The following is a 17,208-nucleotide window of genomic DNA, read 5'->3' as shown; positions in this document are numbered from 1 at the left end:
ACGTGGGTGGCGGCGTCGTTCATCAACTTCGCCGGCCCGATCGCCTACTTCCTGCGAGGACGCAAAAAAGAGTAGCCCGGAAGATGCTGCGTTTCAGCCCAACCCTGAGCTGACCGGCACCTTGATGAAGCGAACCCTGGCTCCCGGGGCGAGCTGCGCCGCCTTGCCGAGGTCCTCAGCGAGCACCACCCCAAGCACGGGGTAGCCGCCCGTCACGGGATGGTCGGCCAAAAAAAGCACCGGAAGGCCCGACGGCGGTACTTGCAGCGCGCCCTCAACCATCCCCTCGCTGGGCAGTTCCGCAGGCGGTGCCGGCTCCGCACGGGCCCCTGCCCCGGTCTGGAGTGCTGGCTGCGTCCCGTCTGCTGAGCCAGCGCGCACAAGGGGGGTGCCCGACAGTCGCAATCCAACCCGGTTGGACTGTCCGTCCACACCCCATTCCTGGTGTTCAAAGCTGTCAACGGACTCCGGCGTAAACCAGTCCTGCCGCGGGCCGGGCAGGTAGCGCAGCACAGAGCAATCTTCCGGAGGTGGCGGAGCTGGTTCGGGAAAACCAACGATGCTGCCGCGCGGGTACGGAGCCACGGGCAGGAAGGCGCCTGGGCGCAGCGGTGCCGGCCCAAGCCCGGACAGGACATCCGTGGCGCGGCTGCCCAGGACCTGCGGCAGGTCGAAGCCGCCCCGCACGGCAACGTAGCTGCGGAAGCCGCCGTCGCCCGCGGCAGAGAGCAACGTGATGGTTTCGCCGTCGCGGAGCACAAAGGGCGTGTCTAGGGGAACAGGCCGCTGGTCTCCTTCCTCATCTTCAACGCGCAGGGCAACAGGCCCTCCGGCGACGGCCAGCACGTGGGTGCCTGCAGCCTTCAGCTGGAGCCCGGCGAGGACGGTTTCCAGTGCCGCCGCCCCGGCCGCGTGGGCGCTGGTGGCCGCAAGGTCGGTGGTGTTGCCCACCATTCTGTTGGCCCGGCGCAACGCAGCTCTGTCCAGTGCGCCGGAACCCGTCACGCCAAGGTGTGCGAAGCCGGGCCTGCCAAGGTCCTGCACGATCGTAAACATCCCGGGTGCCAGCACGCGCAAACCATGGAACTGCCCGGCAGGGTCAGCGGAACCAGCGGCTTGTGGTGGCTCGGTTTGAGAGGGTGGGGCCGGTGCTGGCTCAGCCCATGCAGGGTCAGGGCCGGAAGACAGGGCGATGAGGTCGCGCACGGGCGAGAATCGGACAATGTCGCCGGGCTGGATGAGCGCAGGATCGGCCCTTGCTGCATCCCACAGGACGGCGGCGCTGTGGCCCAGCAATTGCCAACCACCCGGCGTCGGGCCTGGATAAACGGCGGAAAACTCCCCGGCGACGGCCACCGATCCCGCCGGAACCTGGGTGCGCGGGGTGTCGCGACGGGGGAGGGCTAGTGCGCGGTCCGTGGGAGTGAGGTACATGAAACCGGGGGCGAATCCGCCAAAGGCTGCCACCCAGTCCTGCCCTGAATGCCAGGTGCGCAGAGCCTCGGGTCCCAAGCCTGCGAGCCGGGCTGCTTCCTGGAGGTCGTCGCCGTCGTACACGGTCGCCAGTGTGTGTAGTCTTCCTGTGGCAGCGGCCTGTTCCGGCAGTGTTGCAGCCGCAACCAGGCGCTTCAGCTGCTCCACTGCGGCGGGGGAGTCGCAGCGCACCAGCACGGTTCGGGCGGCAGCGACGACGTCCCGCACTCCCGAAAGGGTGGGGCTACCAGCAGCGTCCGCCCGGAGCAGGGCGTCCAGGGCCATGACTTGTGCCAGCGAGCTGCACTGCAGAAGCACAGCCCCCTGCCCCATGGGGAGCATGCGGACCGGCATCATTTAAGCGAAGCTGCCAATCTGAACGCCGGCACTGGCCAGAGCAGCCCGAACGGCACGCGCCAGCTGAACTGCTCCCGGGGTATCCCCATGCAGGCACAGACTTTGGGTGCTGAGCTTGACCCGGCTGCCATCGCGTGCGGTCACCTCGTGGCGCAAGGCGATGTCAAGGCTTTGTGCCACCACGGCCTCAACGCTGTGCAGCACGGCCCCGGGTTCGCTGCGGGAGACCAGCGTGCCGTCGGGGTTGTAGGCGCGGTCGGCAAAGGCCTCCGTAACGATCGTCAATCCGGCGGCCTGCCCCAGTAGCTGCACCTGCGACTGTGGCGCCACGAGCAAGGCCAAACCCGGATCAACGGCAAGCACGGCTGAAACCACAGCCTGTGCCTGGGCGTTGTGCTGGACGATCGCGTTGTACAGGGCGCCGTGCGGCTTGACGTAGCGCACGGTGGCACCTTCGGCCCGGGCGATGGCCTGCAGCGCACCGATCTGGTAAATCAGTTCCTGCGTCAGCTCATCAGGGTCGACATCGATGAAGCGGCGGCCAAAACCGGCCAGGTCGCGATAGCTGGGGTGCGCTCCAATCACGACGCCGGATGCTGCGGCCGTAGCGCAGCTGCGGCGCATGGTGGACGGACCGCCCGCGTGAAAACCGCAGGCGATGTTGACGCTGGAGACCTGGGCCATGATGGCGGCGTCGCCCTCCAGAGGAGACTGCCCCAACAACTCACCCACGTCGGCGTTGAGGTCCAGGTGGCTGGCCAGCGCTGCGGGTTCTTCTGTCATGGCTGCCCTGTGCTGCAAGTTAGAGCAGGCCCAGTTCCGCAACGGCGTCGCGCTCCGACTGGAGCTCGGCCACCGAGGCGTCAATGCGGGTGCGGGAGAAATCGCTGATCGGCAGATCCCGAACAATGCTGTATTCCCCGCCCGACGTGGTGACAGGGAAGGAGCTGACGAGCCCGGCCGGGACGCCATAGGATCCATCGGAGGGGACGGCCATGCTGGTCCAGTCGCCCGCCGGGGTTCCTTGGACCCACAACCGCATGTGCTCCAAGGCGGCATTGGCGGCCGATGCGGCCGAAGAGCCTCCGCGCACCGCAATGACCTCTGCCCCGCGCTTGGCCACGCGGGGAATGTACTCATCGGCAATCCAAGCCTGCTCCACCAGGGACGTGGCGGAGGCGCCCGCCACCGTGGCATGGCTGATGTCCGGGTACTGGCTGGCCGAGTGGTTTCCCCAGATGGCCACCTTCCTGATGTCCGCCACACCCGCACCGGTCTTGGCGGCCAGCTGCGCCACTGCACGGTCGTGGTCAAGGCGTGTCATGGCGGTAAAGCGCGACGCCGGAATGTCCTTCGCGTGCGAGGCGGCAATCAGGGCGTTCGTATTGGCCGGGTTGCCCACCACAACCACCTTGATGTCATCGGCTGCCCCCGCGTTCAGCGACTTCCCCTGCACGGAGAAGATGCCGCCGTTGGCGGCGAGCAGATCAGCACGCTCCATGCCTGGCCCGCGCGGGCGCGAGCCCACCAGCATGGCGATGTTTGCGCCGTCGAACGCCTTGATCGGATCGTCGAAGACCTCCATACCGGCAACCAGCGGGAACGCGCAATCCATGAGTTCAAGCACCGTGCCTTCGGCAGCCTGTGTGGCCTGCGGAATTTCCAGTAGGTTCAACTTGATCGGCACGTCGGGGCCCAGCATGGCACCGGAGGCAATGCGGAAAAGCAAGGCATAGCCGATCTGGCCTGCGGCTCCGGTGACGGTGACGGTGACAGGGGCGGGAGCGTGTGCATTCATGGGGCCAGTCTAGCCCGGGATGCGTTCAGCCTCAGGTGGCCTGCCCCACATGACGCGGGAGATGGCACTAGAGTCATGGAAGGTCTGCAAGAGGCCATGCAAGGGAACCAGAAGGGGACTGGATGCCTCACGGAGACTCCACTCACAGCCAATCCACACAGGAGCAATCCACACAGGGCGAATCTGTCCAAGCCACAGGGACAACGCCATTGCGGGGCGGGCGTGCCAGGGCGCTGCCGGCACTTTTGGCCGCGGCGCCGTGGTGGGTGGTGCTCGCTGCCGGGCTGGTGTGCGTCTGGCTTGGCTTTGGACTGGCGGTCAAGCCGCTGTCCTCCCTGGCAGCCTTGACATTCTATGTGGGAGCCAGCTTCATCGCCTCCGGCATCGTGGACCTGATCGACCGCGAACGTGCAGCTGCCCCCGCGACCCGCATGGTCCTGGGATGGGGGTGGATTGCCTCCGGCATCGTAGTGCTCGCTTGGTCCGGCGCCACCATGGCCCTGTTGCCGCTGATGGTGGCGATCTCACTCATCGTCTCCGGGCTGGTCCGGGGGATCGACAGCTTCCGCGGCACCGGCACTCCCGCCGATGGGCGAATGGCCACACTGGTCTTTGCGCTCGCAGACCTCATCCTGGGTGTGGTTTCACTTGCCTGGCCAGATGTGACGCTGTTGCTGCTGGCTTTCCTCTTCGGTGTCCGTACAGTCATTTTTGGCCTTGGCAGCATATGGAGCGCACTGGTCCAGGCCAGGTCCGGATCCCCTACCGCGGTACGCCGCCGGCCCACTGTGCTGCGGCACTGGACGCGTCTGGCCGGCGCCGTGCTCTCCCTCGTGCTGGCTGTGGCCGCGGCAGGCATAGGCGTGCAGTTGCGTGATGGGGCACCGCAGCTTTCAGATTTCTATACCGCCCCGGAAACGCTGCCTGCCCACGCTGGTGCCCTGCTCAAGAGCGAGCCCTTCACCACGGCCGTCCCGGCGGGCACCAAGGCGTGGCGGATCCTGTACACCACCACACGGGCGGATTCGACGCCGACCGTGGCAAGCGCCGTCGTACTGACGTCTCTTACACCGGCCACCGGTCCTCGCCCCGTCATCACTTGGGCGCACGGCACCACAGGGTATGCGCCGGCCTGCGCACCGTCGAACCTTGCGGAACCGTTTACATCCGGGGCTCTGCCTGCGTTGGATGAAATTGTGGACAACGGCTGGGTTCTGGTGACAACGGACTACACCGGCATGGGTACCCAGGGGCCGCAGCCGTACCTGATTGGGCAGGGCGAGGCACGTTCCGTGTTGGATTCGGTGCGGGCGGCCAAAGCCCTCGACGCCGAACAAGCCGAGCTGGACATGGCCGAGGGAACGGTGGTGTGGGGCCATTCGCAAGGCGGCCAGGCGGAGTTGTGGACCGGTGGGATCGCCGCCAGCTACGCCCCCGATGTCAAGATCAGCGGCGTGGTGGCGATGGCTCCGGCGAGCGATGCCATCGGTTTGGTGGAAAATTTGCCCGCGATTGCCGGAGGAAGCGTTTTTGCCTCCTACGTGGCCGCAGCCTATGCGGCAACGTATCCGGATGTTTCCTTCAACGACTACATTGCTCCAACGGCCAGGACGTTTGTGCGGGAAATGTCCACTCGTTGCTTGACGGAGCCGGGGGTTTTGGTGTCGTTGATCAGCGCCATTGCCATCGACAAGAACAAAACGATCTTCAGCAAGGATCCAACGCAAGGTGCGTTGGGGGAGCGGCTGCGCGAAAACACTCCCGTGCTGCCCATCCCCTTCGCACTGTTTATAGCTCAGGAAGAGAGCGATACGTTGGTGATTCCGCCCGTCCAGGACGCTTATGTTGCTGCGCGTTGTGTGGACGGGCAGGAACTGGAGTACCGCAAGTATGCAGAAAAGGACCACATGGGGCTTGTCAGCGAAGGCTCGCCGCTGCTGGGGGACCTGATCGCCTGGACCAAGGATCGCATCGCAGGGAAGCCGGCCGCGGACACCTGCAACGACCTAAACTGACGCTGACTGCCGCACTGCCCGCCATCACGAACCCGGCCCGACGGAAACGTGCAGGTCCGGCCGCCGTTGCGGACCCGCACGTTTCTTGAGCTCTTCAGGGGTGGCCGTACTTTTAGAGCTGTAGCACCACGGCGTTGCGGGCCGGGACGGCAATGCTTCCGCCGGTGACCGCGGACCCCTGCCTGCAGGCACTCTTGGCGGGCTGGCCGCCGTCGTAAAGCACGGTGCCCGAAAGGCCAGTGACCGTGGCTTCGGTGTCGGCATGGTTGAGCAGGAACAGCACGCTGCCGCGCTGCACCGCCTCAATACCGGGCACCTGGACCTGCAGCACAGGGGTGATTTCCGCTTCGGTCAGCACGGCGGAGATGATGTCCCCGCGCCCCTTGGCGTCGGGGTTCGTCCCCACATACCAGGCGGCGCCCTGTCCGTGGTCGCGCCGGGTGACGGCGGGTGCATCGGGCAAGTCCAGGCTGTCGAAAGTGGCTTTGACAACTGCCCCGCCGGCGTCGAGAAGCTCCAGGTCCTCAACCCAGCCCATGGCATTGCCGCCCAGCCCGGAACCGTTCGCGGCCACCAGCGGTATGCTGGCGCGGGTGGCCGGAGTCTTGACCATGGAGCTGATGGGCTCGTAGGCGGGATCCAGGTTTGGTCCGTCCAATGCCCCGGCCGCCTCGATCTCGGTAGGTTGCGGGGAAACCCCGATCGGCGCATAGTCCAGCACGCGGACGCCCAACAGCGGTGCCAGCGGGCCCAGATAGCCGCCCAACTGGGCATGGCCGTCAGCGTTCAGGGCCCCTGTCAGGGCACCAACCACCACGTGGGCGCCCTGCTCCACGGCCTGTGCCAGGGCAGCAGCGAAGTTTTCACTGAGTTGGAACAACGAGGGGACCACAATGAGCTTGTACTTGCCCAAGTCATGGTCCGGGTGCACAAAATCGGTCGCGATGCCCGACTCGAAGAAGGTTGCGTGCCAGCTCTTGGCAATGGTCAACGGCTCGATCTCCACCGGACCAATGGCGTTGCGTTGGGCCCAGGCACTTTCCCAATCCCAGACAATGGCCACTGGGGCCTCAAGACGGCCACCAGCTACGGCGCTGACGCTCTTCAGCGCCGCACCGAGCTCAACAACCTCGGTCCAGGTTCGGCTTGCAGTTCCGGAGTGCGGGAACATGCCGGAGTGGAACGTCTCCGCGCCGGAGGCTGACTGACGCCATTGAAACTGGCAAATGCCGTCGGCACCACGGGCCACGGCCTGCAGCGACCACAACTTGTACTGCCCCGGCCGTTTGACGGCGTTGCGGGTACGCCATTGGACCGCGGACGTGGTTTGTTCCAGCTGGATGAACGGCCTGCCGCCGCCCAGTGAACGCATCAAGTCCGACTCAAAGGCGAACTCGCGGGCGGCCCGGGGATCGGAAGGATCCGGGTAGGAGTCGTTGGTGATGATGTCGATGTCTGCCGCCCATTTCCAACCGTCGACCCAGGCAAAAGCACCCATGAAGTTCGTGGTGGCGGGAATGCCGGGAGTGAGCTCATCCAGCACGCCCTTCTCGGCCTTGTAGCAAGCCAGCAGGGCATCGGAGCAGAAGCGGTTCCAATCCGTCATCATGTTCGGGTTCGCCAAGGTGGGCATGGCGGCCGGCGGAACAAATTCGGCCCACTCCGAGTACTGCTGGGACCAGAACCGGGTGCCCCACACGCGGTTGACCTCCTCCACCGTGGCGTAGCGGTCCTTGAGCCATTGGCGGAAGGCTGCGGCCGACTCCGGGTCGAAGCTCTCGTGGACGTGGCAGCCGTATTCATTGTTGATGTGCCACATCTTCAAGGCCGGGTGCTGTGCATAGCGTTCGGCCAGGGCGCGGACCATTTTCAGCGCCTCTCGCAGGTAGGTGGCGCTGGAAGGGTTGAACTGCTGCCGGGAACCATAGCCGAGCCGGACGCCGTCGCGGTTTACCGGAAGCGTGTCGGGGTGGAGGTGTCCGAGCCACGGGGGAGGGGAGGCGGTGGCGGTGGCCAGATCCACGGCGATGCCGGCAGCGTGCAGCTTGTCCATGACGGTGTCCAGCCAGTTGAAGTCAAACACGCCCGGTTTTGGCTGCAGCACGGCCCACGAGAACACGCCAACGGTGACCAGATTGACGCCGGCCTCGCGCATGAGGGCAATGTCCTCATCAACTTTCGCGCTCGGCCATTGCTCAGGGTTGTAGTCGCCCCCATAGGCGATTGCGGGGATCATGCGTTGGCACCTCGTTGCTCGGATCTGGGCGCACACGTTTGTGTGAACGCTCACATAGTCTGAATCCACTATAGGAGAGTTGGCAGGACGTGTAAAAGGCGGGGTGGAAAGTTCGACGCCGTCCACCTTGGGGTTCCAGCGCAGCCGCGCCGCCCACCGCGGGCAGGGCCCCTGACCTAATATGGGGAGCACACCCAGTCAAAGGAACCCTTTCGCCCATGAGCAACGAGCAGCAAGGCTCCGGACGTGCCCGGAGGGTCACCATCTTCGACGTCGCCGCCGCCTCGGGGGTCTCCCGCGGAACCATTTCCCGGTACCTCAACGGCAACGGCTACGTTTCCGAGGCCGCCCGGCAGGCCATCAAGGACGCCGTGGAAGAAGTCGGCTACGTGCCCAACATGGCGGCGCGGTCGCTGGCCACGCGGCAAACGAAGAACATTGCATTTGTGGTCCACGAATCACACAACATGTTCTACAACGACCCCAATCTTGGGGGCATGCTGACGGCGGCCAACAGGGTCCTTTCGGATGCGGACTTCCAGCTAGTCATTTTGATCCTTGACTCAGAGCAAACCCTGGGCCGCATAGCCACCCACCTGCGAGGCGGTTACGTCGACGGGGCGATTTTGGTGTCGGTGCGGGCCGAGGACCCGCTGTTGGGCATTGTGCAGGAGCTGGGCATCCCGGCGGCAATGGCCGGCCGTCCGGCAGGGCAGAGCAGCGTTCCCTGGGTGGATGTGGACAATGCGGCGGCGGCCAGGGATATTTCCGCACGGCTACTGGGCACCGGGCGGAAGCGCATTGCGATGATCGAGGGCCCCGAGGCCATGCGCGCAGCCCAGGAGCGGCTTGTTGGGTTTACCGCTGCCCTGGGTGCGGGCTTTGATGCAAACCTTGTGATCCCCACCCCCGACTGGGGCCATGAGTCAGGGTTTGCAGCCATGCAGGAACTGCTGCATCGGGATCCTTCCATTGACGGCGTCTTTGCCGCGTGCGATGCCCTTGCCATCGGTGCCATGGATGCCCTGCGGGAGGCTGGGAAGTCCATACCGGACGACGTCGGCGTCGTCGGCTTCGATGACAGCCTCTGGGCCAAGCGCTCGTTTCCGGGCTTGTCCACTGTGCAGCAGCCGGTTGAGGAGATGGGGGCACGCATGGCCTCCATGGTGTTGCGCCAGCTCAACGGCGAGGACCTCAGTCATGTCCATGAAATTGTTCCCACGAGCATCGTGTGGCGCGACTCGGCCTGATCCGTCACGTGAGCCGTCCTTCCGGAACCGCCAGTGGGGAGGGGCCCATTTCATCCGTTTCCGCCATTGCTGCGACTGGGTTTTCCTGTTTACCTGTTATCTGTAACATTTCCCGTATCCCAACGGTGCTGTGATACCGTTCACACGATTGTGTGCACGCTCACAGACTTGATTGTGTCGAATCGTGCGAGAGCCCAACCTCGATAGGGAAATTTGATGAAGAGACCTGCATTGCTGACCATGCTCAGCGCCGCACTGGTGGCTGGCGGGCTGGTTGCGGCTGGCCCCGTTGCCGCCCAAACCAACGTCCCGGAACCGGCGCCCGTTAGCGGTGTCGGTGCTGTTGCCGCACCGGCGGCCGCGGCGGCCGCCACCGCCGTCGGAAACCTGCATTTTCTTGACTGTGGTGCCGCTGCCAATGGTGACGGTGCGATCGGCAGCCCGTGGAACTCGCTGATGACGGTCAACGAAACCACCTTCGCTGCAGGCGACCAGCTCCTGCTCAAGCGCGGCAGTTCCTGTGAAGGCACCTTGCGGCCGCTGGGTTCGGGAGAACCGGGCGCCCCCATTGTTATTGATGCCTATGGAAGTGCCGCTGCCAAGCCCATCATCAACGGTGCAGGCGTTGACGCCACAGTCCAGCTGTCCAACCAGCAGTACTGGGAAATCCGCAACCTGGAAATCACCAACATCGATGCCGACACGACTGCGCGCTACAAAAATGAACGTCGCGGGGTCGTCGTCAAGGTTCAGGACATTGGCCAGGCAAATTACTACCGGATTGAAAATCTGAACATCCATGATGTCTATGGCGAAGGCAAAAAGGACCTCAAGGGTTCCGGCGGCATCCAGTTTGAGGTTTACGCCTCCGACACTGTCTCCGAGCGTGTACCCACCTGGTTCAACGACGTCGTGATCGCGAACAACACCGTTGAAAACGTCAACCGCAGCGGCATTAACATGTCCACGCGATGGAAGTGCCGTGCCGAGGTTGGCTGGGATGGCTGCCCCGTGGCCGACCGGGCCAGCCTGCCCTGGACTCCCTCAACCGGGCTGGTCATCCGCGGTAACACCGTGAAGAACGTTGGCGGTGACGGCATTGTTGTCCAGATGAACAAGAACGCCCTCGTGGAATACAACACCGTCTCCGACACGGCCAACATGCCCAACGGCTCCAACGCCGGCGTTTGGTCGTGGAATGCCGACGGCACCACATTCCAGTACAACGAGGTCTTTGAGACCAAGAAGCTCCCCGGAAACAATGACGGCAACGCCTTCGATGTTGACTACGGAACCAATGACACGCTGTTCCAGTACAACTACAGCCACGACAATGAGGGCGGCATGATGCTCTTCTGTGGCTGCGGCGGACTGTCCACCCAAGCCACCTTCCGCTACAACGTCTCGGAAAATGATCACAAGCGCGTCAACTTTGTTGCCGGCGGAACTCAGAACCAGTTTTACAACAATACGATCATCCTGCCGAACGAATCCAACGTCATGCTGAACGACATCGGGGGCACGCCCATGTCAATGCTGATGGCCAACAACCTGATTGTTGCCTCGGCTTCGGTAACCGACTATTCCAGCGCCGCACCCAACGCGAAGACCATCAAGTGGCGCAACAATGCCTTCTCCGGCCCCGGGGGTGCCTGGCCGGCCGACCCGACAGCCGTCACGATCGCAGACAAGCTGGCGCTTGCTGCAGGCACCGGCTTGGAACGGTTCAAGATCCAGGACTCCAGGATTGCTGCCAAGGGCTTGCCCATTGCCCCTGTTGGAACAGTGGATTTCTTTGGCAACCCCGTGCCGTCCAGCTGCGCCCCCGACATTGGCGCTTTCCAGTTCACGGCAGTCGATGACAGCAGCTGTGATGTTCACGGTGACACGATTGCCGCCGGTGGTTCACTGCCCAAGGTGCCGGTTCGCACGAACACCACCTACAAGATTTCGGGCACACTTGCTGCCGGCGCCACGCTTTCAGTCACAAACCCCAAGGGCTTCAAAACCCCGGCTGGTACCAACGGTGAAGTCATCTTCTCCACCGCCTTGGACGCCACAACTGTCGCCGTCAACTGTGATGGCACGGCGGGCTGCTCCGATGTGAGCATGGTTGAAGTCGATAACAGAATTGTTGATGGTTCCTTCGAGTCGACAGCCAACACCCCGTGGGGTGTCTGGAACACGTCCCGTGATGAAGCCAACGCAGTTTCCGGCACCTTTGCCTTGAAGATCTCCGGGGCGGGCTCCTCCGAGCAGTTCCCGGTGGTACTGCAGCCCAACACCGACTACCTGTTCAGCGGTTGGGTCTCCTCGGCTGACGGATCGGAAGTGCGCCTGGGCCTGAAGAACTTCACCGCAAACCAGGATGCCAACAATCCCGATCAGTACCAGAAGTTCGTGGGTGTTTCGACGCCGGAGATGAAATACACGACCATTGCCTTTAACTCCGGCAACACCAAGGCGGTGACGGTTTACTGCTACAAGCCTGGTGGAGCCGGTGCTGGCTTCTGTGATGACATCACCATGACTACGGCCGTCCAGGCGCCCGTGGCCTCCCTTACCCCGGAGAACACCACGGTCACAGAAGGCAACGACGCATACTTCTTCAGCAGCTTTGTAGGCGCACCCCGCACCTCAGTGCTGTGGCAGTCCAACGTTGACGGCGTATGGACCAACATTGCAGGCGCACAGGGCACGGCCCTGACCGTTCCGGCTGTGACGCTTGCCGACGACGGAACCCAGTACCGCGCACTCATCAACGGGCCAGCTGGCCAGGTCGTTTCCGAGCCTGCCACCCTGAGCGTCACCGTGCCCCTGGGCGCCCCCGTCGTGACGGGACAGCCCGCAAACGTGGCAGGCGTTGAAGGGATGGACGTTGTGTTCACCGCTGCTGCCACCGCCAACCCGGCGGCAAGCGTGCAGTGGGAGGCTTCATCCGACGGGGCTGCCTGGAAGGAAATCCCCGCAGTTCAGAAGGCACTTCTTGAGGCACAGGACAATACCCTGCACCTTGCGCAGGTGTCCCTAGACATGGATGGCTGGCAGGTTCGGGCCGTTTTCACGAACGCCCTAGGCTTCGCCACCACCGAAGCGGCCACACTTACGGTGACGGCAGCTGCGACACCGATGCCCACTGAGAGCGCGACGGCGACACCGAGCGCGACGGCGACACCGACAACCTCGGCTACACCGTCAGCGGACGCTTCGGATGAAGCCACGGCGACAGACGATGCCACGGACGACGCCGGAACCCGGCCAGCCGGAAGCACACCCGCCACCTCAAGCGCTGCAGCAACCAGCGGCAGCACCGACGGCGACTTGGCGAACACGGGTGCGGGTTCAGTTTCGCTGCTGATCATTTCCGGCGGACTGCTGGTCCTGGCCGGTGGATTGGCAGCCTTCAGCCGCCGCCGCAAGCAAGCCCACTAAGGCGGCCGGCACAACATCCGAGAACCGTGGCGTCCCTGCTCTTTACAGCAGGGGTGCCACGGTTCTTTGTGGTTCCCGGGGTGGATTCCAGGCCGTGGTTCAGGCCGGGGATCCCACTGCGTCACAATGTTCCAGATCATTGAATGTAGCGGGCGTCACAGTCTAAGATGTTATCGATAACAGTTATGCACAGCGGTCTCCCGAATCCAAGGTGGCACCATTTCCTGGGCCGGGCCGGCTCTGTCCGAGCAAGGTGGTTAGATGACTGATCGTGAGATCCGGCCAGGAAGCAGTTCCCGGCAGAAACACAAAGCGGGATACATGAGGGGATCGCTGGCAACGCTGACAGCGCTGGCCATCATGTCTTCGACCGCTGTTGGGCTGGTTGGAACGGCTTCGGCGGCAACGGGGGATGCCGCAACGCTCTCCCTGGCCAACGGTAACGGCCTGGTGGTGGCCGTAGGCGACTCGTTCCCGCAGGTTGTTTCCTACAACCTTGGCGGCAGCGTCATCGGCGGGCAAAGCAGGGCGCTTACAACGTTCCTTGTCAACGGGCAGGCCAAGACGGCGACAACCACCGTTTCCGTGAACGGTGCCACGGCAACATACCAATCCACGATTGCCGACCCTGCCATTGTCATCACCTCAACGATTGAGGTGACACAGAAGAACACGGTTGAATTCAAGATCACGAAAGTTGCAGGGGCGGGCGAGGCTGGCGTGAACACGCTTTCCATTCCCGGGCATTCCCTGTTGTCGGTGAATTCCGGCCAGTCAGGTGCGGTGCTGTCCCGCACGAAGAATACCGACGACACCACCACCAATCAGGACAGCATTCTGCCCATCACTGCTGCAACGGCCGTCGATGCCGGCGCCGTGGGCACACCCTACGGCTTTGTCAACACCAGCGAACTGGCGGCAGGCATCATCACCAATGCCACTGAGGACAGCGGCAACAATGAGTGGAACAACCGCTTGTTCGCCCAGGTGGAAGACGGCGGTGGTGGTGCGAAACGCGCCACGCTCTCCCCTGGCACCTTCACCTACCACCCGAAGGAAGCGACCGATCCGCGGGTTGCCACCTTTGACCTGCCCGAGGCAACAGTGGTGCTGGCTGCGGATGTAAACGGCTCCGGCACGGTGGACTGGCAGGATGCAGCCATTGCCTACAGGAAAAATTCCGAAAAACCGCTGGGCTCGGACAAGATCCCGGACCGTGTGGTGTCCCGTATTCCCTTCAACTTTGGCAGCACCGCCACCAACCCGTTCTTAAAGACCCTTGACAACGTGAAGCGCTTCTCGATGGCCACGGACAATCTGGGCCAGTGGATTTTGGAAAAGGGCTACCAAAGTGAAGGGCACGACGCAGCCCACCCCGACTACGGCAATGACATCAACACCAGGGCCGGTGGGGCCAAGGACTTCAACACGCTCGTCGACGTCGGCTCGGAATACAACGCCGAGTTTGGCGTGCACGTCAACGCCACTGAAGCGTATGCCCAGGCCGAACACTTCAGTGAGGAACTCATTGGCACCCGAAGGGGAGGCTGGGACTGGCTCAACAACGCCTACCTGATCGACATGCCCCATGACTTGGGCTCTGGCAACGTCCTGGACCGTTTCGAGGAACTGCGCAAAACGGTCCCCGGGGTAAAGAGCCTGTACATTGACGCCTATCTGCAAAGCGGCGCGATGGCGGATGGACTGGCCAACAACCTGCAGAAGATGGGCTTTGAAATCACCACCGAGTACGCCTCGCGTTTTGAAAACAACGCCATTTGGTCCCACTGGGCCAATGACAAAAACTACGGTGGAAACCAGGGCATCAGCTCCCAGATGATCCGGTTCATTGCCAACTCCGACCGCGACTTGTGGAACATTGACCCGCTGCTGGGCGGCCAAGTGGTCAAAGACTACGAAGGATGGTCGGGGCAGAAGGACTTCAATGCCACCTACTCCAAGGTGTGGAGCGACAACCTGCCCACCAAATTCCTCCAGCACTACGAACTGACGGACTGGCTGGCAGGCACCTCAGCGAAGTTGCAGGACGCCGACGGGCACAAGGTCACCATTGACATGGTTGACGGCGTCCGCAAGGTCACGCTCGACGGAAAGCTGGTCATTGACGGCACCAAGTACCTGATCCCCTGGCAGGACATAACGGATCCTGACACGGTTTCGAACCCCAACGATGCCACGAAGCTTTACTTCTTCGATGCAGCCGGCGGGACCTCCACCTTTGATCTCCCGGACAGCTTTGCAGGCACCGGCGAACTTGAGCTGTTCAAGCTCACCGATAATGGCCGTGTCAAGGTTGCCGACGTTGCTGCTGCTGCTGGCCAAGTGACTCTCACCGGCGACGCAGCGACACCATACGTACTCGTCCCGGCTGGCGGCAAAGCACCGCAGCCCGCCGCCAACTACGGCCAAGGCACCGGGTTGGTTGATCCTGGCTTCAACGCCGGAAACCTTACAGCGTGGAATGCCACCGGCGGTGCCACGGCCCAGCGCACGGCGCTTGGTGACAATGTTGCGGTGCTGGGGGACTCGGCGTCGTCCATTTCCCAAGACATCACAGGACTTGCGCCGGGTAAGAAATACACTGTGGGGGCTGACATTGAAATTGCCCAGGGCGAGCACAGGGCCACGGAGCTCAAGGCCACCGGCACGGGGCTTTCGGCAGTGAACGGCTTTGATGTCACACCGATGCAAAACCGCATGGCCTCGGATTCAAAGAGTGAGTCGTACGCCCAGCGTGCCCCGCTGACGTTCACGGCACCTGCGGATGGAAAAGCGACGATTGAAATTGCCGCTGCAGCGGGAACGGCGAAGGTGAGCATCGACAACGTCCGCGTCACGATCGACGCCCCGTTGAACTCCGTCATGACCAACCCGCGGACAGTAGTGCCCACCACTCTGCCGGCTGTTGGCGGGGACGTGGTCTTTGTCGAGGACTTTGAAGGAAACCAGCCGGGTTGGGGCCCCTTCTTCAAGGGCAATAACGGCGGCCTGTCCGATCCACAGACGAGCATCAGCCAACTCCATGCCCCCTTCACACAGAAGGATTGGAAGGGTGCTGGCCAGGTGGATGATGTGATCACCGAGCAGGGCGGCACGCATTCCCTGAAGGCGCACAATGAAAGAGCGGGGCTGACCTACCGCACCGCGCCCGTGACATTGCCGTTCACTTTCGGCCACGAATACGAGGTTGCCTTCGATTACCAGTCCAACGGGGCTTCCCAGTGGCAGTGGGTGACGGGCATTGACACCTTGGTTCCGGGGACGGTTGCCACCAAGGAAATCAACAAGGAAACCATCCCGGAGTCCTTGTCGACCAACAGCTTCTCCAGCACCTTTGTTGCCGGATGCGGGTCGACCTGGGTTGGCCTGAGCCGCATCGGCAGCGGATCCACAGACATGGTGCTGGACAACCTCGTGGTGCGGGACCTGGGTCCCGCCGCGAACCGTCCGGGTTGCGCCAAGCTCGAAGCGGGCACGGTTCCGCCGCTGACCCCCCAGGTGCCGGCTGAATTTGTCACCACCTTTGTCAACAGCGAAGAAACCGCAGCTACTAACGTTGAACTGAGCCTGGGCACACCGCCTGAAGGCTGGACCTTCCTAGTCAAGGACAAGGACGGGAACCTCTTTGACAGTGTTGCCCCGGGAGCCTCGGTTTCAACCACCTGGATTGTGGTCCCTGCAAAAGGTTCCAGCGGCACCACCGCGAAGCTGACACCCACTGCCGTCTACCTCAACGAGCAGGCAACCAAGTCCGTGTCGGCCCAGGTGAACCTTCCGGTGCAGATTTCCGGCATGGTTCCACTGGACAAATTGAGCGTGACTACGGATTCCCAGCAGTCGGTGTCCGGTGCTGAAGGGCCCGTCGCCAACGTCATCGACGGGAATACCTCCACCATCTGGCACACCAACTACGACGATGTTGCCAATCCTTACCCGCACTGGGCGGTCTTTGACCTGTCGGAAGCCTATGGGCTGACCGGATTTGGTTTTCAACAGCGCCAGTCCGGTGGCCAGAATGGCCGCATCAAGGACTACAAGATTTACGTCTCCAATGATGGTCTGGACTGGGGCTCCGCGGTGGCTTTGGGCAGCTTCAAGGATGTGCCGGAAATGCAGATCGCAGCGATCCCGGCAGGCCACAAGGCCCGCTACGTGAAGTTTGAGGCGCTCAACGCCCACAACGGCCTAGGCTTCGCGGCTGCTGCCGAAATGCGCGTGTATGGCACCAACGGCAGTGAACCAGTGGTCACTCCGCCGGTTGGCTTTGAGCCGGGCGAACGTGAGCCTGACGTGACGGATGCCGCCCCACTGGTGCTGTCCATTGACACGGCTGGCGATTCCTTGAAGGCGGGGGAGAAGTTCACGCTCACAGTGGCCGATCTCTTGCCCGGCAGCCAGGCCACCTTCAGCCTGCTGCCGACAGGCCTGGTTCTGGGGACGGCCGTCGCCAATGATGCAGGCGTGGCCACCCTTGCGGCAACTGTGCCGGCTAATACCCCCGCCGGAAGCTACACGCTGCAAGTTGCAGGCACCAACCCCGCCGATCAAAAGGCGACTGGTTCCCTGGAACTGACTATCGTGGCCTCGACAACTGAGCCGACGACTGAGCCGACGGTCAAGCCGACT

8 protein-coding genes are annotated in these 17,208 nt (G+C 63.1%); 4 read left to right on the top strand and 4 right to left on the bottom strand.

Annotation, left to right across the window (positions count from 1 at the left end; genetic code table 11):
- Positions 1–93 precede the first annotated feature (93 nt).
- From Q4P21_RS13320 to Q4P21_RS13310, 3 genes are read right to left on the bottom strand one after another with little or no spacing between them, the layout of a single operon-like run.
- Positions 94–1,830, bottom strand: a complete 1,737-nt coding sequence (locus Q4P21_RS13320; RefSeq protein WP_303389241.1) for a 5-oxoprolinase/urea amidolyase family protein — start codon at positions 1,828–1,830, stop codon at positions 94–96.
- Positions 1,831–2,613, bottom strand: a complete 783-nt coding sequence (locus Q4P21_RS13315; RefSeq protein ID WP_303389240.1) for a LamB/YcsF family protein — start codon at positions 2,611–2,613, stop codon at positions 1,831–1,833.
- A gap of 19 nt (positions 2,614–2,632) precedes the next feature.
- The gene (locus Q4P21_RS13310) at positions 2,633–3,628 is read right to left on the bottom strand and encodes a malate dehydrogenase (RefSeq protein ID WP_303389239.1); all 996 of its coding nucleotides are present in this window, start codon (positions 3,626–3,628) and stop codon (positions 2,633–2,635) included.
- 122 nt (positions 3,629–3,750) lie between these two features.
- Between Q4P21_RS13310 and Q4P21_RS13305 the strand changes: the two genes are divergently transcribed.
- Complete coding sequence (locus tag Q4P21_RS13305) at positions 3,751–5,643, top strand: lipase family protein (RefSeq protein ID WP_303389238.1); 1,893 nt, start codon at positions 3,751–3,753, stop codon at positions 5,641–5,643.
- Between the two features lie 112 nt (positions 5,644–5,755).
- Here the strand turns inward: Q4P21_RS13305 and Q4P21_RS13300 are convergent, their stop codons facing one another.
- The gene (locus Q4P21_RS13300) at positions 5,756–7,879 is read right to left on the bottom strand and encodes a beta-galactosidase (protein WP_303389237.1); all 2,124 of its coding nucleotides are present in this window, start codon (positions 7,877–7,879) and stop codon (positions 5,756–5,758) included.
- Between the two features lie 218 nt (positions 7,880–8,097).
- Here Q4P21_RS13300 and Q4P21_RS13295 point away from each other — a divergent pair, with 218 nt between their 5' ends.
- The 3 genes from Q4P21_RS13295 to Q4P21_RS13285 all read left to right on the top strand — a co-directional run.
- Positions 8,098–9,129 (top strand): LacI family DNA-binding transcriptional regulator, encoded by a 1,032-nt coding sequence (locus Q4P21_RS13295; RefSeq protein ID WP_303389236.1) that lies wholly within the window; start codon positions 8,098–8,100, stop codon positions 9,127–9,129.
- Positions 9,130–9,345: 216 nt separating this feature from the next.
- Entirely contained in the window at positions 9,346–12,561 is a 3,216-nt protein-coding gene (locus Q4P21_RS13290; RefSeq protein ID WP_303389235.1) for a right-handed parallel beta-helix repeat-containing protein, read from the top strand.
- A 261-nt stretch (positions 12,562–12,822) separates the two neighbouring features.
- Positions 12,823–17,208 (top strand): endo-alpha-N-acetylgalactosaminidase family protein (locus tag Q4P21_RS13285; RefSeq protein WP_303389234.1); only part of this gene is annotated, 4,386 nt, incomplete at its 3' end.

This window comes from Arthrobacter sp. (genome assembly GCF_030540645.1).
Classification (GTDB): domain Bacteria; phylum Actinomycetota; class Actinomycetes; order Actinomycetales; family Micrococcaceae; genus Specibacter.
The sequence above is the reverse complement of the archived record's forward strand: the minus strand, read 5'-3'. Positions and strand labels throughout refer to the sequence as shown.